This window comes from Sulfolobus sp. E5-1-F, from assembly GCF_009601705.1.
GTDB lineage: Archaea > Thermoproteota > Thermoprotei_A > Sulfolobales > Sulfolobaceae > Saccharolobus.
On record NZ_CP045687.1, the window covers coordinates 1,097,861 to 1,117,900 of the forward strand.

Annotated in this window: 15 protein-coding genes and 4 pseudogenes; 9 read left to right on the plus strand and 10 right to left on the minus strand. The window is 36.1% G+C overall.

The features are described from left to right. Positions 1-443: 443 nt before the first annotated feature. The 3 genes and pseudogenes from GFS03_RS05330 to GFS03_RS05340 form a co-directional block, all read right to left on the minus strand. Positions 444-1,340 carry a hypothetical protein gene (locus GFS03_RS05330; RefSeq protein ID WP_153422845.1) on the minus strand — a complete coding sequence of 299 codons (897 nt, stop codon included), beginning with the start codon at positions 1,338-1,340 and terminating at the stop codon, positions 444-446. 425 nt (positions 1,341-1,765) lie between these two features. Further along, entirely contained in the window at positions 1,766-3,301 is a 1,536-nt protein-coding gene (locus GFS03_RS05335; protein ID WP_153422846.1) for an AMP-binding protein, read from the minus strand. A 4-nt stretch (positions 3,302-3,305) separates the two neighbouring features. Continuing rightward, positions 3,306-4,940 (minus strand): annotated as a pseudogene (locus GFS03_RS05340) (DNA alkylation response protein). A 412-nt stretch (positions 4,941-5,352) separates the two neighbouring features. Between GFS03_RS05340 and GFS03_RS05345 the strand changes: the two are divergent. From GFS03_RS05345 to GFS03_RS05365, 5 genes and pseudogenes are all read left to right on the plus strand, one after another. Continuing rightward, complete coding sequence (locus GFS03_RS05345) at positions 5,353-6,276, plus strand: DUF973 family protein (protein WP_153422847.1); 924 nt, start codon at positions 5,353-5,355, stop codon at positions 6,274-6,276. 159 nt (positions 6,277-6,435) lie between these two features. Beyond that, positions 6,436-7,045 (plus strand): annotated as a pseudogene (locus GFS03_RS05350) (IS6 family transposase). Positions 7,046-7,068: 23 nt separating this feature from the next. Further along, positions 7,069-7,422, plus strand: a complete 354-nt coding sequence (locus GFS03_RS05355) for a GntR family transcriptional regulator (protein ID WP_153422848.1) — start codon at positions 7,069-7,071, stop codon at positions 7,420-7,422. Positions 7,423-7,427: 5 nt separating this feature from the next. Next, positions 7,428-8,463: pseudogene (locus GFS03_RS05360) on the plus strand (DUF5808 domain-containing protein). 6 nt (positions 8,464-8,469) lie between these two features. Continuing rightward, complete coding sequence (locus tag GFS03_RS05365; protein WP_153422849.1) at positions 8,470-9,165, plus strand: symporter; 696 nt, start codon at positions 8,470-8,472, stop codon at positions 9,163-9,165. On the opposite strand, the gene GFS03_RS05370 is transcribed toward GFS03_RS05365, so the two are convergent. Beyond that, positions 9,135-10,442 (minus strand): MFS transporter, encoded by a 1,308-nt coding sequence (locus tag GFS03_RS05370; protein ID WP_153422850.1) that lies wholly within the window; start codon positions 10,440-10,442, stop codon positions 9,135-9,137. The genes GFS03_RS05365 and GFS03_RS05370 overlap by 31 nt on opposite strands. 181 nt (positions 10,443-10,623) lie before the next feature. After that, positions 10,624-11,160 (minus strand): adenosylcobinamide amidohydrolase, encoded by a 537-nt coding sequence (locus GFS03_RS05375; RefSeq protein WP_153422851.1) that lies wholly within the window; start codon positions 11,158-11,160, stop codon positions 10,624-10,626. A gap of 164 nt (positions 11,161-11,324) precedes the next feature. Between GFS03_RS05375 and GFS03_RS05380 the strand changes: the two genes are divergently transcribed. The 4 genes from GFS03_RS05380 (at position 11,325) to GFS03_RS05395 (ending at position 15,381) form a co-directional block, all read left to right on the plus strand. Further along, positions 11,325-12,734: a phenylacetate--CoA ligase family protein gene (locus tag GFS03_RS05380; protein WP_153422852.1), complete on the plus strand. Its 1,410-nt coding sequence runs from the start codon at positions 11,325-11,327 to the stop codon at positions 12,732-12,734. Positions 12,735-12,858: 124 nt separating this feature from the next. Continuing rightward, positions 12,859-13,926 (plus strand): amidohydrolase family protein, encoded by a 1,068-nt coding sequence (locus tag GFS03_RS05385; protein WP_238699218.1) that lies wholly within the window; start codon positions 12,859-12,861, stop codon positions 13,924-13,926. Between the two features lie 4 nt (positions 13,927-13,930). Beyond that, on the plus strand, positions 13,931-14,350 hold the full coding sequence (locus GFS03_RS05390; RefSeq protein WP_153422853.1) for a metal-sulfur cluster assembly factor: 420 nt from the start codon (positions 13,931-13,933) through the stop codon (positions 14,348-14,350). After that, positions 14,347-15,381, plus strand: coding sequence for an NAD(P)-dependent alcohol dehydrogenase (locus tag GFS03_RS05395; protein WP_153422854.1), 1,035 nt, complete (start codon positions 14,347-14,349; stop codon positions 15,379-15,381). Before GFS03_RS05390 ends, GFS03_RS05395 begins: the two co-directional genes overlap by 4 nt. Here the strand turns inward: GFS03_RS05395 and GFS03_RS05400 are convergent. From GFS03_RS05400 to GFS03_RS05420, 5 genes and pseudogenes are all read right to left on the minus strand, one after another. Next, positions 15,367-16,875 carry a thiamine pyrophosphate-binding protein gene (locus tag GFS03_RS05400; protein WP_153422855.1) on the minus strand — a complete coding sequence of 503 codons (1,509 nt, stop codon included), beginning with the start codon at positions 16,873-16,875 and terminating at the stop codon, positions 15,367-15,369. The genes GFS03_RS05395 and GFS03_RS05400 overlap by 15 nt on opposite strands. A gap of 69 nt (positions 16,876-16,944) precedes the next feature. Then, positions 16,945-18,150 carry an RNA-guided endonuclease InsQ/TnpB family protein gene (locus GFS03_RS05405; protein ID WP_153422856.1) on the minus strand — a complete coding sequence of 402 codons (1,206 nt, stop codon included), beginning with the start codon at positions 18,148-18,150 and terminating at the stop codon, positions 16,945-16,947. After that, positions 18,125-18,515: pseudogene (gene tnpA, locus GFS03_RS05410) on the minus strand (IS200/IS605 family transposase). Before tnpA ends, GFS03_RS05405 begins: the two are co-directional and overlap by 26 nt. A gap of 144 nt (positions 18,516-18,659) precedes the next feature. Then, a complete protein-coding gene (locus GFS03_RS05415) occupies positions 18,660-19,181 on the minus strand; it encodes a TQO small subunit DoxA domain-containing protein (protein ID WP_153422857.1) in 522 nt (173 codons plus the stop codon). Positions 19,182-19,187: 6 nt separating this feature from the next. After that, positions 19,188-19,709 carry a DoxD domain-containing protein gene (locus tag GFS03_RS05420; protein WP_153422858.1) on the minus strand — a complete coding sequence of 174 codons (522 nt, stop codon included), beginning with the start codon at positions 19,707-19,709 and terminating at the stop codon, positions 19,188-19,190. Between the last annotated feature and the right edge of the window lie 331 nt (positions 19,710-20,040).

The window sequence follows — 20,040 nt, forward strand, 5'->3', positions numbered from 1 at the left end:
TTTGCAGAGAGTGGAGTTCAAGAATTAACGAACAAAATGCCAGGGCTGAGAATACAATTTCATGAAAATTCCATGAAGCTCGAAAACCCCATAAGGTTATTTATTCTACACGAAAATATGATTTTTCTATAATGTCACTCCATTGAAATTTATTGAAGAATCTAACTATGCATATTTGAGCTCAACCTTTAAAACCTGAATGCCAAATGTTAGACTCAATTTCTTCAAAAATTGGTTCTCTCAAATAGCAGAGGTAGTACTTTACGTAAATTTACCTTAAATCTCTTAAACCTTAAACACTAACATAGATTCTCTTCTAAAAGATTTAAATAATCGTAAATATTTCAAGCGTGTATAGTATAGATACTCTTAGATTTCACACTGGAAAAATTAAACATTATATACTATACGTCATTTTCAGGAAACTACTACAGAGCATATAATTAATAAAGTAAAAGAAATATTATTACAACTACAACAGCAATAGGCGTTAATATTAAGGTGGATCTTACTGTGGTTTCTACATCAAATCCATAAATCCTAGCCCAGATTACGTTAGTTATTGCAGGAGCCATCATTCCGGTTACCATCACTTGCTCAATTATTGTCTTTGAAGTCAAACCCAATACGAGTAAGATAAAAAATATCAGAATGGGGCTAATAGCGAGTCTAGATATATAGATTATTATATAGGGCTTTGATATAACATTCTCAATTTTCATTTCACCAATTACCCTTTTGATTTGATAACCGAATTCATAAAGGACTATTAAGATAAGAATTAGATTTATTGTATTAACATCCTTTTCGCTCAGAATAGAACCTATTACATAATGCAATCCGCTACCTACTAGAAAGGCGATTACAGGGAGATATCTTGAAAGATTCGTCATTAACCCGTTTGGGACTAAGCTCTTACCCTTGTTCAAATAGGTAAAAACTATCATGGCTATTGGTAGTCTTAACGTAGCCATTGCAACTGCAACTGTTGCAGAGATTTCATAGTTTCCTCTGAATACCAGAAGTATTGAGAAAGGCAAATTAATTGTATTCATGAAGATTGAATTTATCAACACAGCCCCTCTAACGAATGGACTAATATCTCTAGTTAAATATAATACTATAGCCAACATTAAGAAGTTATAGAGTACAGATGCTAGGAAAATTTTAGCATCACTTACCTCAAAACCTCGCTGAAGATATGTGATGAAAAATATTGTGGGTAAGTTTATGTAGTTGTTTACAAAGCTTACTATCTTCACGGATAATTTATTGTGTAGAAAATATCCTAGAATTGCCGATAATAATAGGAAAAGACCTTGAAGCTGAAATATGTCCACTTTATGGGTAGTATCGTAAAAACTTTTATTTTTATCCGAAAAAAGGGGATGTCCTTAAGTAACAAGAATTCCCATAAACCCTTAAATTAGACGTACTTGAGGGCAGTACAGTATATTAGAGACAACACGATATAATTTTTTATTTATTACATAATATTGAATAACATGAGAACACTTCCCCCAGTTCTTAGGGACAAAAATAATACAGATCTCTTCCTTTTGAGAATTTTATTATCCTTCTGACTTTCTTAGTATTCTTCAAGAATTTATTTATCTTCATTGTTTTGAATTATTGTGAAGATCTAGCTATAACTATGTTTAACTACACTTGACGTTAGCGGTTAACTGGAAATAATTTTTAATTTTACGATAGCAACACTAAAGGATTTTTAAATACTCCGAATAGATATTGAAAATTAATGAGATTATTTGATTCTATCTCTTAGAACTCTTTTATTAACTTTTCCAGTACTAGTTAGCGGTAAATCTTCCATCACAATTATCTCATCTGGTATCCACCATTTTGGTAACAAACCTTTATCTACACTGTCCTTAAGGTGATTAATTATATCTTCTCGCAGATTTTGCCCTTTGCCTTTAACTATCGCAACTGGTCTTTCTCCCCATTTTTCGTTCTTTCTACCTATTACAGCTACCATATCTACTCCACTTACTTCGGAAATTAAGGATTCAATTATACTAGGAATTATCCACTCTCCACCACTTTTAATTAGGTCTTTTTCCCTATCTAATATTCTTAATTCATTGCTCTCTGTGATCATTGCCACATCTCCAGTTCTAAACCAATCATTCACATATGAGGATCTGGTGTTCTCTGGATCGTTAAGATACTCACCAGGTAACCAAGGTGTTTTAATCCATAACTCTCCTACCTCTCCCTTTTTAGCCTCTTCACCATCTGGTTTTATTATTTTAAGCTCAACGAAAGGAAGAGGATGGGTGTATAACCTAGCATACTCTTCAGGATTTTGAATATTATTATTTGGGAATATTGTAATGGAGATCGCCAACATATCTGTCCCTCCATATATTGATGCGAAAGACACTCCATTTTCCTTCAACATCTTAGCGAGATTGGAAGAGATCGGAGATCCACCAACTAGAGCTTTCAATCCTTTTAGCTGTCCTTGCTTAGCTACGCCTAGTAGCATAAAGATCATCGTAGGAACTGCATTTAGCCAACTGATCCTCTCCTTCTCTATAATCTCTAAAATCTTCATTGGTTCAAATTTTCCACTCGTGACATATTTAGCGCCCAAATATGTAGCGTGAAATAGGGATCCCCATGACCATAAATGGTAAAACGGGATAAGACCCAATATAACATCATCACTTTTCAGTGGAGCGGGACTGTTATAAAGTGATAATTGATGTACCATACCAAGTGCGCCATGAACTGTCTTTTCATTAGTGTATATAACTGCTTTAGGTAACCCAGTTGTACCTGAGGTAAATAGAATAGAATATGGATCGCTTCCCTTTACGTTGACATCAGGTTCTTTAACCGATCTTTTATTTACTAAGTCATCATAAGTTATCTTAGTATCGGAAGAGTCTAAACTGATAATCCTATCCTTGTTGAAGTTCTTGAAAAGAGGTGCGAAATCCTTTGCAGTGAAGATCCATTCAACTCTTGCGTGGTTAATTGTATGAAGTAATTGTTCATAGGGTAACCTTACATTTATAGGGTATATTATCGCACCTATTAAACTGGAGGCAAACAGTAATTCGACAAATTTAAGAGTGTTGTAGTCTGCAACTCCTATTATACTACCTTTAGTTATTCCAATCGATAACATTGAGTTAGAAATCCCTATTACTCTCTCATAGGTCTCTCTATATGTTTGTCTAACATTGCTGAAAGGGTCTACTATTTCCTTATCTGATGCTATTGTAATTGCTCTTTTCAAAAGTGAAAATATTGTAAATCCTTCCTGCATCCCTTTATCCCTCATCTATAGCTATTAGCTTACGTATTTCCGGTATGTAGTCTCTTGAAATCTCCTTACCCATAATGAATTTCTCGTAATAGATTTTCGATATGTCGATAAATCTTTCAATTCCAAGCTTATGACCGATGTGAGAAAGTAATATGACAGAGATACCGTGGCCTACGTTTGTTAATATATCCTTTGAGTAAAATTGCATTTCGTACTCTTTAAAAGATATAAGCGCTGTGAATTTGTCCTTAATGTATTCAAGAGTTTTAGATGCTGTCTCATCTCTTGTCTCATAGACTATTCTCTCTAAATCTTTCAGTAGTTGCTTATGGGCTTCTTTCTTTAGTATAGTCTCAAGCATTTCTAAAGCTTGAATATTTCCAGTTCCTTCCCAAATAGGGGTTATGAGCGCTTCTCTATGAAGTCTCTCTATTGGGAACTCCTCAAGGAATCCTATACCTCCATGAATTTCCATAGCCATTCTCGACACATAAGACGCTATCTCGGCAGTAATGTATTTGGAAATATGAGTTAATAAACGGGCATAATGATACTCCTCACTATAGTAAGGTGGAACTGCTTTCCAGGATCTTTGAAATTCCTCTATTGCCTTAAAGGTTAATATCATACCACCGTCGATCATAATTTCCATTTCAAGCAAATCTTTTTGAATTAAAGGATGTTCAATTAGTGCTTTTCCGAAAGCTTTTCTCAACTGAGAGTAATAATATGATTCAAGAAAAGCTTTTCTCGCTATACCCAATGCTCCTACAGCATTGGCTAATCTCGATACCATGAGATCCTCAGTTATGTAATATATTCCATATTCCTTCTCCCCTATGAGATATGACTCTGAATTGTTAAACTCCACCTCCCCAGTCGGTACACTGTTAGTTCCACTTTTCCTCTTAAGTCTCCTAATTAGGAAATTTCTCTCTCCGCTACTATTCTCTTTAGGAACTAGGAAGAGAGCTAAACCTTTGGCTCCACTTTTACTTCCCCTAGGCCTAGCACTCACCAATGCGAGATCAGCTAATCCCACACCGCTAGCAAAGTACTTAGTATTTCCATTCAATACCCAATACTTACCATTAAACTCAGCTTCTACCATATTAGCCCCTAAATCACTACCACCCTGAACTTCTGTAAACCATGTAGCCCCGAAAAGTAACTCATCAGCATCTCCTATCAAATAGGAAACGTACTTCTTTAACTCATCTCCTCCATACTTATAAAGAGCGTATGCAGTTTGGTTGGTGATTGTTAGTATACATGCAATACCCGGATCTGAAATTAAGTATATGGAAGCGAAATGTTTATGCCAATTTCCTTCTTTATATGGAAACTTATTTACATCGAAATCCTTAATTAATCTATTAATAGCCCATCTCAGAGAAGGGTCAAGCCAGACTTCGTCAACTCTCTTTCCGTTGACGCTCCACATTATATGTATTGGCCTAGCCCTCTTATCCACATGATCCGCTATTTCATATAATTCTCTGCCTGCAAAATCACCCAACTTTGAGAGATCTGCTTTTACATTAAAATAATCAAGTATCCTCTGTAACGGCTTATCTACATCAAAATGATTTTTACCGTAAGCATTTGATCAGTATGAAAATGGATTATCCTTACCCATATATCTCTTTACAAGCTGATGACTTATAAGCTTTCTTCAATACTACAAATTATAATAAAAGATATGATCTATTGAGAGAAATATCTTTATTCACCTCCATATTAGTAATTAATTTCATTCCACTATAGATCAAATATTGGAAAAGTAGTATTTTTTATTATTATTATAAAGTTATTTTGGGTTTACTGTTTAGGGCAAGAAGGAGGTCAGTTGAAATCACTCGTGTTTCCCTGAGTAATTTAATTAATAACACTTGTAACCAAACCACTATTTTTCGCAAAGTTAATACTCTACAATATTTGGAAATACCTCATATAGGACTTTCAATCTGTTGTTCAAGAGAGTAACTCGCTCTTTTCAATTTCCTTTCTTAGGTAGTAGAATTTATAAATCTTTAGTTAAAATATATATCATGTCAAATAGTAATGAAAAAGTGGGCATTGGAAAATTAAGATTAGGCTTCCTAATTTTAATAGTAGTCTCACTTTTGTCTCTCGTAAACTTATTTAGAGGGTTTATAACTACAAATCCTACAGTTTCCCAAAATATAAATAACACAAATACACAGCAATTACTTAGCCAAATACTCTCAAATGAAGTTTCGCAGATAGAGGAAGCGTTAATTTTCACATCAATTGTAGCAGTGATAAATATAATAGGGATGATCATATTGCGAGGCGGTTTTAACGCTTTGAGTAAAGCAGTATCGAATGATATTGGAATAGGGAGTACTGGGACTATACTATACATCATTAGTTATCCCCTAGGTATAATAGGTAATTTAATTCTTCTTAATGGAATTTTGTCCTCGAGCTTTTTTGAAATATTAATTAGCTTGCCGTTCTCTTTCATAGAAATTATCTTACTGTTAATAGGTTCAATACTTCTCGGAATTGGAGTGTACAGAGTAGGAAGAGAGTACAATAATACTCTCGTAAAGGTGGGCGGAATATTTATAGCGATAATAATTCTCGCATTTATAGGTTCAATTTTATCTTATATAGGATTAGGAAAGGTAAAACCAATCTCTGTAACACAAAGTGTGCAGATATACCCACTAGGGCAAGGTGTAATCAAGCGAGATGGAAGTGCAAAAGTAGCTATATATTCATCTACAAAGGCAACAATACTCTCAGTGAAAATTGAAGGGACCAAAATTTTCACATTTAATGTAAACCCAGTAAATTTGAGCCCCGGTAACAACGAGATAGTAATTCAGTTTAACGATATATCATCTCTTGTCGAGAATTCAATATACGTCATAACGTTGATTGTGGACGTTAGCGGAAATAGTATACCAGTAAATGTAAACGCAATATATCAAGGATCACAATAATTTTTACCTTTAAACATATTATTCCGATGAGTATGGCTAACAATTTAATTAATTAGGAATAAACTATATACACCGATTTTATTATGAAAATGAATCATTTTTATTTAGTTTTAGGTGATCACGGGATTTTTATTGGTAAGCAAATGTATTCTCGTGCTCATGAAAATCCTAATGGAGTATATTAAACTTAAGCCAAGATTTCACGTTAAGTCTAGTTATCTCTCTGGTTTATCCCCTTGGAGGATTGGTTTTCCTACTCCACCTTGCTCTACTATTATAAGAGGCTTTGTAGCGTTAAGTACGTTGTATCATTGAGATGCTATTTATGGGACTAAGGTTGTGTGTGATAAGGGTAATTATTATTACGTTTGGATCGTTAGGTATCTTGTGACTATTCCTTTCTTCACGACTTGAGGAGTGATCTTCAAGTGTTGATTGTCCTAGTTAACATGATTGTGAATGAGTACTTCTGGGAGGGTTGATCGAGTTTGCTTGCATTACTGGCTATTAACATATAATGCTTTTGACTGTTTTAATGCACATGAGGGTTTGTGAGAGAGATTACGCTAAAAGATTTAGGACCTTGAAGCTCTCCTCTATAACTTCCCTCGGAATTCGAATAGGCTAACGAGTTGACTCTCAGTTTTCGTCCTAATCTACAACATACGCTTAATTGTATTTTGTGGATAAAGAAGTGTTAATAAATGCAAAAGTTTCAAACACACGAAATTGTTGTCCACGCTCAGCAACTGAAAAATTAAACTTTTAAACTTATTCTGATATAGTTGTTATATGACAGATATAACAATTCGAATAGACCTCAATTCCAAAAAGCAAGTCTACGAACAGATAGCGGATCAGATAATTGAGTTAATAGCTAAGGGAGTACTGAACGCTGGGGATCCTTTACCTTCAGTTAGGGAAATGGCTGCAATGCTAGGCGTAAATATGTTAACTGTGGATAAAGCATATAAATATCTGGAAGGTGAAGGATTCGTAACCGTTTACAAGAAGAGGTTTGTGGTTAAGACTGATATAAGAAATGAGAAGTGGAAGGAAATGATGAGAGAAGCAGTTTATTGGGCTTTGGCTAGTGGGGCTAAAAGAGATGAAATTCTCTTATTTATATCAAGCTTATTAAGGTGAAAAACATGGCACTTTTAGATGTAATCTTCTACGTAGAGTTCGCATTTATCTTTATCAATTTCTTCTTGGTACCTAGCTTACAACCTCCTGATATGTTACTTGGGGCTAGGGTAACTACGGAATTTAAAAAGGGTAAGGGTAGAAAAATAGTTAATAAGTATAGGCTTTCCCTAATAGGTTTAACGTTGGTATCCCTTTCGCTTTATTATTTTGTAAGCTTTGTGTCAGTTTTCATTTACGTCATTCTACTTTTATTAAATGTTGTTTATTGGAGGAGGGTTGTGATAAGAAGTAGGGGAAGTCTACCGTTGGCTTCTTCTAGATATGCGGTAATTAGCACTAAAAAGAAGGAAAGTAGAATGTGGATAATTCCCATCGTACTTGCCTGGGGAATCATGGCAATTACCTTGTTTTTTTGGCTATCTAATATATTCCTCTATACCTCAATTACTTCCTACTCACATTGGTCCTAGTGGTACAACTTTTCTCGTTAAGACACCTTTAAACTTTTACAAAGTCGAGATAATAAATGCTGTCATCTTAGGGTTATTAACAGTACTGGGAATATTAGTTACAAGGACTACTAATGTAGTTAACCCAGCATATCCAGAGAGAAGTTATTATGGATTTCTTAAATTTAAGGAGGGAGTTGCAACCATTACGGGGATTGCAGGAGTCTTTGTTAGTTCACTATATACTGCAATCTCACTCTTCATATGGACAATAATTAACTTAATCGAACTTGAAGTTTTGATAACCTTTCTCATATCTATACTCTTCACAATTCTCATAGTCTATGTGCTTAGAATTGGTATTGAAGGAGCTGGATATTTAAGAGATGTAATAGCTAATGATAACTTACTCAACGATGATAAGTATTGGAAAGGAGGAATAATATATGTTAATCCTAATGACCCGAGAATATGGGTTCCAAGAAGAAACGGTTTAGGTTACACGTTAAATTTCGGTCACGGGATCTCTATTTTGATCATTCTTGTTATAGTTTTTACTGTAGTAACTACGATAATCTTCGTTAGGTGATGGAAGATGAGCTTTGATCCCATTTATTTCCTAACCCCTATAGTGATGATCCTCTCTTTCGGAGTTGTATATAAGTTAGTTAATTGTGTAAAAGTGTTAGTGTTCTCTGCATTGGGGTTTTTCATAGCGATTATATTGAAGGTTTTAGTTCAATTTTTTACCCTAAGTTATCTAGTATCAATTAACAATTTAGTAATTTTAGGTTTATATTATGGGTTACAAACTTCTATGTTTGAAGTAGGTCTGGCATACGCTTTTGCTCGATTGGGGAGGCTAAAGAATGGTTGGGGTTACGGAGCTTCTTTAGCAATGTGGGAAAACGCAGTATTAATATCAATACCCGCGCTCTTTACGTACATGATTTATTACTTCTACCCTTTTCAGCAATCAGTTCCATCCCAACTAGAATATCCAGTTATACAAGCACTGCCAATCATTGGGTTGAGCATACTTGAGAGAATTTCATCACTTCTAATTCACTCGTCATGGGGATATCTTTCAGTGTTAAGTGTTATTACTAGAAGAAAAAGAATAATGCTTGCAACCTTTCCAATGGGTTTTGTAGATTTTCTGGTTCCGTTCACGAAATATTTTGAAACGTTAAAATTTGAGCTAATTGTATTCGGTATTGCATTGATTTGCTTAATTGTTGCTTGGTCTTTAGGTAGGCATTATCGCTCAACTTCTTCTAAGGGTACATGATTTGTGTCTATACCTTTGAAGAACCAGACTATTGTGGTAGCTCCGCCTATTCCCCATAATACGGTGTTAAACACTATGTAATCGGTTAAAGTAAAGGACTGAGTAATGTAAGTGGAAATAGCATATGCTGTAATTGGCACAAATCTGATAAGTCCTATCATGAATGCCCTAAGGTTCTTTGGCATTAATATTGGCTCGTAAATTGTCCTAATTGCCCAACCGAACTCGCTAAATAACATATTCACAAATAGTAATGAGTAAAACATTGCCAAGTTGAAGTTCTCTGTCAAGTATATTATTGGAATCATGCTAAGGGTTCCACCCACATATGATATTAAGGCAAATATTCTAGTCCTAATCTTATTCGCAATATAAGCTGCTATGAAGCCGGATATTGAAGCCCCTAAATTCGCTACGAAAATAATGAATGGAGTTTGTGATGAAGAAAAGTAATAGTCAGCTACCACAAATGCCATCAAACCGTAAGTTAAATATTGGGAAAGTCCAATTATTGCTAGGAATGCGTATCTCGAACCTAAACTCAATTTTTTCCCTACATTAACTTCTCTCACTTCTACTGTACCTTTCTTTAAAACTTTGCTTACTTCTACCTTTGCCTTATCTAAATTCCCTTTTACCTCTAACCATCTCACAGATTCTGGTAACAATAATCTAATAATAATTGCTGTAGCAATACCCAATATCGCGACTATGGAAATTGCTAGGAGTTCTATCACGAAAGAAGTAGTTGTGTTATAAGTTAGGTATCCTATTAGCGCAGCTACCATCGCCCCAATATTATCGAAATTTGGAGCCAATACCAGTATACTTTCTCTATACTTTAGAGGTATCATTTCTGCAGTGTAGGATAGCATTACTGGAACTTCTCCCTCAACACCAAACACTCCTAAAATTATCCCTAAGATTATTAGAATCAATGAGGGGAATTTAGCTAAGTTATCGGTATTAAAACCAGCCATAACTGTTGCTAAAACTAGTAGTATTGTCCCAATGGAGTATAGTGACATGGTTATGAAGAAAGTGGTCTTTCTGCCTAATTTCTTATCGGAAAGTAGTGAAAGGACTAAATCTCCCGCCAGTGTTGCGAAAGTTGGGGTTAGTAAGAATAGTACGCTATTTATATTGGGGTAAATCAAGGGAGCAATAGATGAGATAACTCCCCACATGAAATACCCTACTGCTAGCGAGGCAAACATTAGGGAATGTATTGAAGTCCATTTAGCCATATCTATTAATTTCTCAATACTTTTCTCCATGTGTAAAAATGATAATTAGCAACTTATAAAGTTACTTATTTTGAATATTTAATAAGGCATCACCAAATCAGTCCTGGGACCACTCTTCACCTATCAAGCCCTGCCCATATCTTCTTCTTTATGATAGTATAAAAACCTAATCTTCATATTTTTAGATAATAATTGTAATTGAAATTTAATCTTAACTCTTAGATAGTAATTCAACAATAGTCTTTCTAATATCAAATGCTATCCTCTTACCAAGTTCAGTCCCTGGACCTATAAAGTATTCATTACCCGGCAATGATCCAACAGCTACTGCATCGCTCACTGTTCCAGTAAAGTTATATCCCAAATCTCTTAAGGCACTTGCCTTTGCTTCAGTCACTGTCCTTATTAAATCTACTAGTCCATTTACGTTTAATCCCTTATTTACGAACACCCCGATATTTATGGTACAACCTGCGTCTTCTCCACTTTCACCAATTCCGGCACTTACGAAGAGTTTTCCCCAATCGGTTTCTTTAAAAGTGTAATCCCTTGCAGCAGTCATAAATATAACCGCTGATTTATAAGGACACCAATCAATTACGTCACTCCAAGGGTTATTACTACAATAGCTCTTATCAACGAAAATACTACAAATTTGATTAACTCTAATTATTCCTTCCGGATATAAGGCTGAAGTTAAAGTTATATAATCTGTCCCAAGGTTAAACCTAACCACTTTGGGGTTCATAAACTATAAGGTTCAATACTCCTCTTTAAATTATTGGTTTAGATTAGATGTAACTTAGTTTTTAATAAGATTATAAGTCAAATGTATTAGTTCGATTATTCGAAACAAATGATTCCTAAAGGCGAATCCATAACTTTTTAAACTCTTTAAACATTAGAATATTTATGAGTGGAGTTAAAAAAGAATATGACATAATCCATAAGGAGTTAAGGGAGCAGAGTTTTATTAGAACTGACTATCCACCAAATCCCTCTGAGATATTATGGAATAGAAAGGTAATGGCTATGAAAAGGGAGGAACTTGATAAGATTAAGACACTTAGGCTAAAGAGAATTGTGAAGTGGGCGTGGGAGAACATTGAATTCTATAGGAAGTTCTGGAAAGCTAAGAACTTCGAACCAGAAATGATAAAGGATTGGAGAGACGTAACTAAAATACCAGTTTTGAGAAAGGATGAAATTAGGAAGGATATACAACAAAATCCTCCGTTTGGAAACATATTTCATCCAGAATTAGCTAGGTACATAAGGTTTGTCGGAGCAACTTCCGGTTCAACTGGATTACCCACTTTTCAAGGTTGGGGAGCTTTAGAATTAGACTACTTCCAAGAGGCCCAGGCTAGATATTTGTGGACTTTCGCCGAAGTTAAGCCAAATAGAGTTTACGCTAACTACTTAAACATGAGTGGATTTTACAGCTGGGGTCCTCCAGTTGTTGAGACTGCAATGTGGAGATGTGGAGCAACTGCAATAGCAGGAGGTGGTGAGACTTACTTCTCATGGAAGAATAGGCACAACTTAATCTTCAAACTTTGGAAAGTTGACGTTTTTGCCACTACTCCTTGGCTACATAGGCTCGTGGGGGAGGAGGCTGTGTTAGAGGGATGGGAGACTCCATTTAAGGTTTTGTTGCTTCATGGTGGTGCAGCAGCTGAAAACACAAAGAAGAAACTGTTCAAGGTTCATCCGAATGCTGAATTGGCTATAAGTGTTTGGGGAACTACTGATGGGCATATGGCTATTGAGGTTCCGGGATTAGAAGGGCAATTAGTGATTTGGGAGAACATGGAAATATTCGACGTTGTAGATCCTAAGACTGATGAACCAGTTGCCGAGGGAGAGAGGGGTGAATTGATAGCTACCTTATTGAATCACTTTACCATGCCGTTAATTCGGTATAGTTTAGGAGATTACGTTAAGAACGAGTTCTTAACTGACCCAGATCCCAAATATGGCATAATCCATATGAGATTTGCTGAGCCAGTACCCGGTAGAGTGGAGTGGATGTTCTTCGTTAAAGGAAAATTATTGTTGCCAATTTACGTTGAGGATGCTATAAATGAGATTCCAGATACTACTGGAATGTTTAACATTTTCATCTATGATAATAGTATGGATAAATTAAAGATTAGAATAGAGACTAGGAAGGAACAAGTTGATTCAAATTACGATAAGCAAGCTAGGGAAATATTAGCTAGTAGGATTGGAATTAATCCAGACGACATTGAAATAGAGTGGGTAAAGCCTGGAAATACAATATGGACTGGTTATAAGTTACAAGTATTTGTAGACTAAAGGAAGAAGAAATAGTTCCTTTTTTAATTCCTCATAAGTTATAGTTTATTTTATAAAAAAGCAAAAATAATAACAGAAAAGTTCTTATGCAAGATTTCACAATAAAATAATTTGGGTGAGACAATTGATTATAGTTGAGACAAAGGATGGAAAAAAGGAGGAAATTCCGATAATCGACTACCACGTACACGTTTGGAAGGCTAATGAGGAAAATTGGCTAAGACCAGAACTTGCCAAGGGTTGGATTGATTGTTTCTACGACTATCATAAATCCCTAAGTCCGGAGGATTACCTCATGGACTATAACACTTTCAAATATTACGGTTCAAATAGAATGATCGAGGATGTTTTCATTAACGGTTATGTTGATATTGCTATAACTCAACCGCAATATTTACAATACTTCTATCGTGAACCTTTTGGAAATACCGAGGAGTTTGGTAAACTAGCTTTGAGTAACCCTCATAGGTTTGTTATAGGAACAAGATGGGATCCTAGAGATGGTGAGGAAGGGAAGAAAAAATTGGAGGAAGATGTTAGAAGATACAGGGTTAAGCCCTGGCAGATGAGACATGTTAAGCTGTATACTGCGGAGTGGAAGGACGTCAACGGTAAGCTGTCAAGGGGATGGAGACTAGACTCTAAGGAAGCATTTGATTTCATAGAATTCAGTAAAGGTTTAGGGATAGATATTTTAGTAGCCCATAAGGGACCAACTGTATGGCCATTGGATAAGGACGCATTTGACATAACTGACGTTGATGCTGCAGCGTCTTCTTTCCCAGAAATTAAGTTCGTAGTCACGCATATAGGATTACCTAGATTAGACGATTTCGTGTGGACTGCAGTTCAAGATAAGAACATTTACGCAGGATTAGCTGTAGCTTCTGCCTTCATACATAAGAGACCTAGGTATTTCGCTCAAATAATGGCTGAATTGCTATTTTGGTTAGGTCCGGATAGGATTTTGATGGGTTCAGATTACGCAATTTGGAATCCAAAATGGATATTGGAGGAGTTCATGAAATTTGAATTACCTCAAGATGTGGAGAAGGAATACGGTGTGGAGCTAACGTTAGAGGTAAAGAAGAAGATCCTATTTGAAAATGCATCTAAATTATGGGGCATTTCCCTACCTCCTAAAGATGACGAGATTGGTAAGAGAGCTAAACCACTTATAGTAAAGGTGTGAAGGATTGCTTGAGGATGTGATTGATCCAGAAACTAATTACTCCATAATCGAAATGGGTTTCATAAGAAAGATAGAGGAGATTGAAGAGGGTAAGATAAAAATCACTTTATCACCTCCTACTTTTTGGTGTCCTCCCTTATTTCTATACATGATCTTGGAGGACGTTAGACAAAGGTTAAGTGAGCGTTACAATAATGTCATAATTCAAGTAGTTGATCATCACGATGCAGAGAAGTTAACCAGTTGTATAAATAGTGGAAAAAGATTTGAGGAGTGTTATAAGGATGAAGTTGAGGGAAATAGTTATATGAAGATAAGAGAGAGGTTTAGAATGAAAAGAGAGCGAGGTGATAAATTAAGTAGCCTAGCATTAAGTATAAATGGCGAGTTTTGCAAACTGATATATGAGGCTAAAAGAAAATGAAAGCGGTAAGAATTCACGAATATAATAAACCTTTATCTTTAGATGAGGTTCCTAAACCTAAGATTTCTGGACCATATGATATAATAGTAAGAATTAAGGGTGCTGGTGTCTGTAGAACTGACTTACACATTATTGAAGGGGTATGGAAAGATGTGATAAATCCTAAGTTACCATTTACCATTGGCCATGAAAACGTTGGTGTAATAGAGGAAAAGGGTAATGCTGTAGACTGGTTAGATATAGGAGATCAAGTAATATTACATCCCTACATTACTTGTAGACATTGTAGAGCGTGTAGATCTGGAAACGACATGCATTGTCCATATGGGAAGTTCCCAGGATTAGATGGTACTGATGGTGGTTATGCAGAGTATTTGAAAACGTCGGCTTTCTCTGCAATAAAGATCCCCAAAGGGGTTGATATAATACCAATGGCACCTTTAGCTGATGCTGGAATAACAGCATATCACGCTGTAAAGAAGATTGCCCCATACCTCTACCCTGGGAGCATTGTGGCTGTTATTGGTGTTGGTGGACTAGGTCATATTGGTATTCAAGCCCTTAAGGCGATCACCCCGGCTAGAGTTATTGCTATAGATATAAATGAGGAGAAGATTAAGCTGGCTAAGGAATTAGGAGCTGATGAAGTAATAATTGCGGGAAAAGATGGTGGTATTAGCGACATATTGAAATTAACTGATAACGTGGGGGTAGATGTTGTTATAGATTTCGTTGGTGAGCACTCAACTCCTCAAAATGCCTTAAGGATGATAAGGAAGGGAGGAATATACTCAATTGTTGGCTATGGTGGTGAATTTAGAAATACTACATTAGATTTTATAAATAGGGAGATCATGGTAGTTGGCAATCTAGTAGGGACGTATAATGAGTTAAGTGAGCTAGTCACCTTGTACGTTCAAAATAAAGTAAAATTGAAATTAAAGACGTTCCCCTTGGAAGAGGCAAACAACGCACTTGAGGAGTTAAACTCTGGAAGGATTTTAGGGAGAGCGGTGCTAGTGCCCGGTTAGTCTAATTTCCAACAGTTTTCTCCTATCATCTTCAAATAACCATTTTAAGTCATTTTTTACATCCCTTGATTCCCTAGCCTCAAACCCATAAGCTAATGCGACTTTCCAAGGTGAAGTTGATGGAAACAACCAATCAGCTTCTACTTTATGCTTTGACAAAGACAAATAACCCCCGTTGTTAATTACAATCACTTTCATTTTACTATTATATTTCACAGCACCCCATAATGCTTGAGGAGTGTAGTTAAAACTTCCATCTCCAACTATTGCAAGGACTTTATTACCACTTAAACTATAGCCTACTGATGCAGAAAGTGCCCATCCTAATAATCCAACTCTCGTTATATAGAGTGACGACGCTTTTAAGTCAATAGTTCTTATCAAAGCGTCCCTATAAGTAGGAATTTCAGCGAATATTGTATATTTATCCAAATAGACTCTCAAGTCTTTGAAAATATCTACTACAAAATCACTGTTTAACTCTGGACTAATATTCTCGCGCCTAGTAATGTATTTATTTAGACTTTTGGGAAGCATATTGTTAAGCTTAATGATGAAATCTTTAGGATTACAAACAATAGTATCCCATTTCCTCTTTGACGCCTCCTTTGAATCACTAATTACCTCAACTATATTTAATCCTATATCCACGTCTGGAAATACAACGTAATTTAACCATCCACCAATGACTAAAACAAGGTCATATTTTTCTAACTCCTTCACTACATCAGAAGCCTTATATCTGGATAGAGGGCCTTTAAACAAAATATTAGAGGAGTCAATTGGGAATATGCTCAAATATGGTTCAGTGTAAATTGGAGCGTTAAGCTTCTCAGCCAACTTAGTTAATTCCTCATAAGCGTCAAATATGGAAACTTCATAACCAGCCACAATCGCGATTGAATTAGCACTCCTTATCTTATCTAAAACAAATTCTATTGGAGACGTATCACAAACTCCACTCACAAAATATTTTGGTACATTTATTTTTTCCTCATTAATTTCCACATCTGGAATATCTTGAGGTAGGGATATAAGCACCGGACCATATGGAGGTGTAATACTCTCCTTGTAAGCTCTGATGAACGTTTTAATTGCGTCTCTCCCATTTCTTATCTCATATGCTGATTTAACAACTCCTTGAGAGATTTTTAATAAGTCCCCATACAGAACTGGTTCATCTATTAATCTATCTGAATACTGTTGTCCAACCAATACAATAAGAGGAGTTCTGCTAATAAGAGCTTCATATATAAAACCCATGGCATTGGTAAGCCCGGGTGAGGAATGTAAGTTAACTACTTGCGGTTTTCTCGTTGCCAAATAATATCCCTCAGCCATTCCCACTGAAATCCCGTCTTGGAGCGCTAGATAATAGTTGAAGTCCTTTGGCATGTATTTTAGAAAGCTGAGTTCCGTAGTACCAGGATTTCCAAATATTTGTCTAATACCTAATTCGTTCATCATCTTAAATAACGCATCTCCTACTTTCATTACTAAATAATATGAGCTGATAATTTAAAAAGTGAACTACTCCGCCCTTGCGGACGGAGCATCCCCACCTCACGATGAGGATTTCCTGCTTCTTCCGGGAAACTTGCTATACACTCCCTCTGAGAAGGGAATGTATAGTAGAGGTTTCCCGTCCACAGGCACTAAGGGCAGTCCCGACCCCGCACAAAGAATATTTAGAGAAGCATTATAATCACGATCTGCCACCCAACCACAGCTTGGACAAACAAATGTTCTGTCAGCAAGAGTAAGGTCGTTCCTCACATAACCACATCTCGCACACATCCTTGACGTGTTTCTTGGGTCTACCTTCACCACCCTCCTACCAGCTCTTTCAGCCTTGTAGGAGAGGTGATGAAGGAAGAGGGAGAAGTTTGAGTGAAGAATATGCTTCCTAAGGGTCTTGCTTTTTGGTCTCTCTACCATTTGTTTGGTTTCCAGATCTTCAACGTAAATCTCGTCATATTGTTCCACTAGCCATGTGGTTATCTTGTGTATGTAATCGTTCATAACGTTCTTGGCGTGTTCGTGAAGTTTTGCGAGCTTAACCCTAACCTTCTCGTAGTTCTTAGAACCTTTCTTTTTCCTAGATAATATTCGTTGGATAAGACGTATTTTCTTCTCGATCTTGTCGAACACTTTTGGATTTTCTATAACAATACCATCTGATGTTGTAACTAGTTTCTCAACACCAACGTCAACACCTACTCTCCTACCGTTACTTGGTAATGGTTTCTTTTCAACTTCGGTTTGAAATACAGCATACCAGCCTGTGGCATTTTTCACTATAAGCACTCCCTTCACTCTCCCTTCTAAGGGTCTGTGAAAGAGTACCTTTACGAAACCTATCTTTGAGAGAATTAGCTTATCTCCCTCAACCTTGAAGCCAGATTGGTTGTAGTTTATGAACTTGAGGATCTTCTTATATCTAAGCTTACCGACTTTCTTTCCTTTCTTCTTGAGTTCGTGAAGTGCTCTAATATTATACCACAATACATTGTTTACCATTTGGAGGGCCTTTGAGTATACCAGTTCCTTTCCCTCCACTTTCAAGTCCTTGATCATTGCTTGGGTGTCACTTGGGGTTACATTCTTTCCCTCTCTTCTCGCTTTCGTAATAACGTCTAATAGCGCGTTGTAAACTTTTGCTTCAACTTGCATTACTCTGAGGAGTTTCTCCTCTACTTCTTTAGACGGGTAAATCTTGTACTTGAAGGATAGTTGTACTACGTTACTTTTTCCCTTGGCTCTCCACATAGTTCTCCTCTAACGTAACTTGTCCGCTAGTTGCAAGGAAGTAGGATGGGGACCATAGATGTCCCTTCCATAACTTGTGGAAATTTTCTCTGTATCTCCCTTGAGGTTATTGTCTTTATCGCATTTATGTACCTTGGTATGTTAAGGGTTGGCTTAGCCTTGAATAACATGTGGAAGTGATCCTTGTCAACGCTAATGTCTATAACTTCTACTTCGAATGTTTTGCTTATTTCAAGAATTGTTTCTTTCAAGAAATTTATGATCTCCTCATTGTCGAACACTTTCCTGCGGTACTTGACTACTTGGACATAGTGGTAGTAAAGCACGTAAACTGAATGTGCACTTCTGTCCAATCTTTTCCACATAGTTACATGTATTTTTCAAAAACTATAAAAATCTTTCTATAAGGGGGCTATCCATCCCTCCCTCGCGGAAGGTGACTTTCGCCCCCTTAACCCCCATAAAGTTAAAAGGAAAGAAATGACAGAAAGAAAGGAGGAAAAATAGTTTTAGGAGCTTACTTTAACTGTTATCTGGAACTTACTCCCGTATGCAGACGACTGTCCATCCGCATCCCATACTTTCACAATATAGGTACCAGCTGGTATGGGATGAGGCAATTGTAAGATTATTGTAGAGTTTTGTCCTAATGGAACCTCTATTCCTACTCCGTAGTTTCCTATCTTAATTGGTTCAGAAGGATGTAGTGGATATACATTCTTTATGCTATTTGGTGGTAATAGACCTAATTGTTGACCAGTCCATTGATATACTACTGTACCGTTGGGATACAAGAGTTGAACTAAAACTATGAAACCACCATAAGTGTCTGGACCAGCCGTTCTACTTACTTGCAGGAACAATGTACCGTTTTCGTATAATGTAGTACCTACCAAAGAATATGCTGGAGTTTTAGAATAGTTAGTTAAATGCCCAAGTCCTTGAAAGTTTATCTGATATAGTCCTAATGTGACTCCTGTAGTAAATAGTATCATAATAATTGCAACTAGTGTTGTAATCTTGCCATTCATCCTTCATCACCACAAGGGTATGTAATACTTGCCAATCCTTATTCCCTTTGACTTTTTAGCTAAGAGATAGTCAATTGAAAACCATCTGCTTCCAGTAAATACAAACATAAATGCAGCAGCTCCCTCAACTGCTGCTATTTGCCACTCATCAACACACGTTGAACCTAACCAACCTGCTGCTAAACCAATTCCCCAAGCTAAGCCCGCTAGTACTAATCCAGATAACCTAGTTAGCAATCCTAGTATCATGAAGAGTCCAAAAATAGCTTCTAATGCTGTAAATAGAATTATAAAATCGTAGAGGACGCTAGGGTTTAACAGAATGCTTTCTAGCATTCCTTTTATTGGAGACCAAGCATGAGGTAAAAATGTTATCAATTTTCCTCCTACATAGGCACTGCTGTTTGGATCAAGTTTCGCTGGAACGTTTATAGCTCTTCTAATAAAGGCTGAGAAGAACATGAATCCTAAGGTTATTCTAAGCATAGGAAGAAATTTTTGGGTCTGTTCTACTGTGACTTGTGCCATAATTTATCATCATAAACTATATCTCATAAGAAGTTTATAAAGTTACTTAACAATAAACATTATAAATTTATTTTTTAAGGTGAGATGGACTATACAAATTAACTTATCTAGCAAAATATTGAACTATCGTTTTATCTTTATGGAGTTAAAATGTGCTAAGCTAGACGAGGGTTGATAATTCTTTAGAAAACTCATGATAATAATTATTAAGTGTGTATATGAATGATCTAAAATACTATCAAGGTTTAAATGTGCTAAGATTAGTGCTATCCAATCTAATAATGATGAAGCAAGTATAATGAGCTTATTTGAATATTTCAGTACCTAGAGT

What these genes read in the sequence shown, in the direction of transcription:
- GFS03_RS05335 (WP_153422846.1), bottom strand. Translation starts at nt 3,301, where the DNA reads ATGCAGGAAGGATTTACAATATTTTCACTTTTGAAAAGAGCAATTACA.
- GFS03_RS05345 (WP_153422847.1), top strand. Translation starts at nt 5,353, where the DNA reads ATGTCAAATAGTAATGAAAAAGTGGGCATTGGAAAATTAAGATTAGGC.
- GFS03_RS05355 (WP_153422848.1), top strand. Translation starts at nt 7,069, where the DNA reads ATGACAGATATAACAATTCGAATAGACCTCAATTCCAAAAAGCAAGTC.
- GFS03_RS05365 (WP_153422849.1), top strand. Translation starts at nt 8,470, where the DNA reads ATGAGCTTTGATCCCATTTATTTCCTAACCCCTATAGTGATGATCCTC.
- GFS03_RS05370 (WP_153422850.1), bottom strand. Translation starts at nt 10,442, where the DNA reads ATGGAGAAAAGTATTGAGAAATTAATAGATATGGCTAAATGGACTTCA.
- GFS03_RS05375 (WP_153422851.1), bottom strand. Translation starts at nt 11,160, where the DNA reads ATGAACCCCAAAGTGGTTAGGTTTAACCTTGGGACAGATTATATAACT.
- GFS03_RS05380 (WP_153422852.1), top strand. Translation starts at nt 11,325, where the DNA reads ATGAGTGGAGTTAAAAAAGAATATGACATAATCCATAAGGAGTTAAGG.
- GFS03_RS05395 (WP_153422854.1), top strand. Translation starts at nt 14,347, where the DNA reads ATGAAAGCGGTAAGAATTCACGAATATAATAAACCTTTATCTTTAGAT.
- GFS03_RS05400 (WP_153422855.1), bottom strand. Translation starts at nt 16,875, where the DNA reads ATGAAAGTAGGAGATGCGTTATTTAAGATGATGAACGAATTAGGTATT.
- GFS03_RS05405 (WP_153422856.1), bottom strand. Translation starts at nt 18,150, where the DNA reads ATGTGGAGAGCCAAGGGAAAAAGTAACGTAGTACAACTATCCTTCAAG.
- GFS03_RS05415 (WP_153422857.1), bottom strand. Translation starts at nt 19,181, where the DNA reads ATGAATGGCAAGATTACAACACTAGTTGCAATTATTATGATACTATTT.
- GFS03_RS05420 (WP_153422858.1), bottom strand. Translation starts at nt 19,709, where the DNA reads ATGGCACAAGTCACAGTAGAACAGACCCAAAAATTTCTTCCTATGCTT.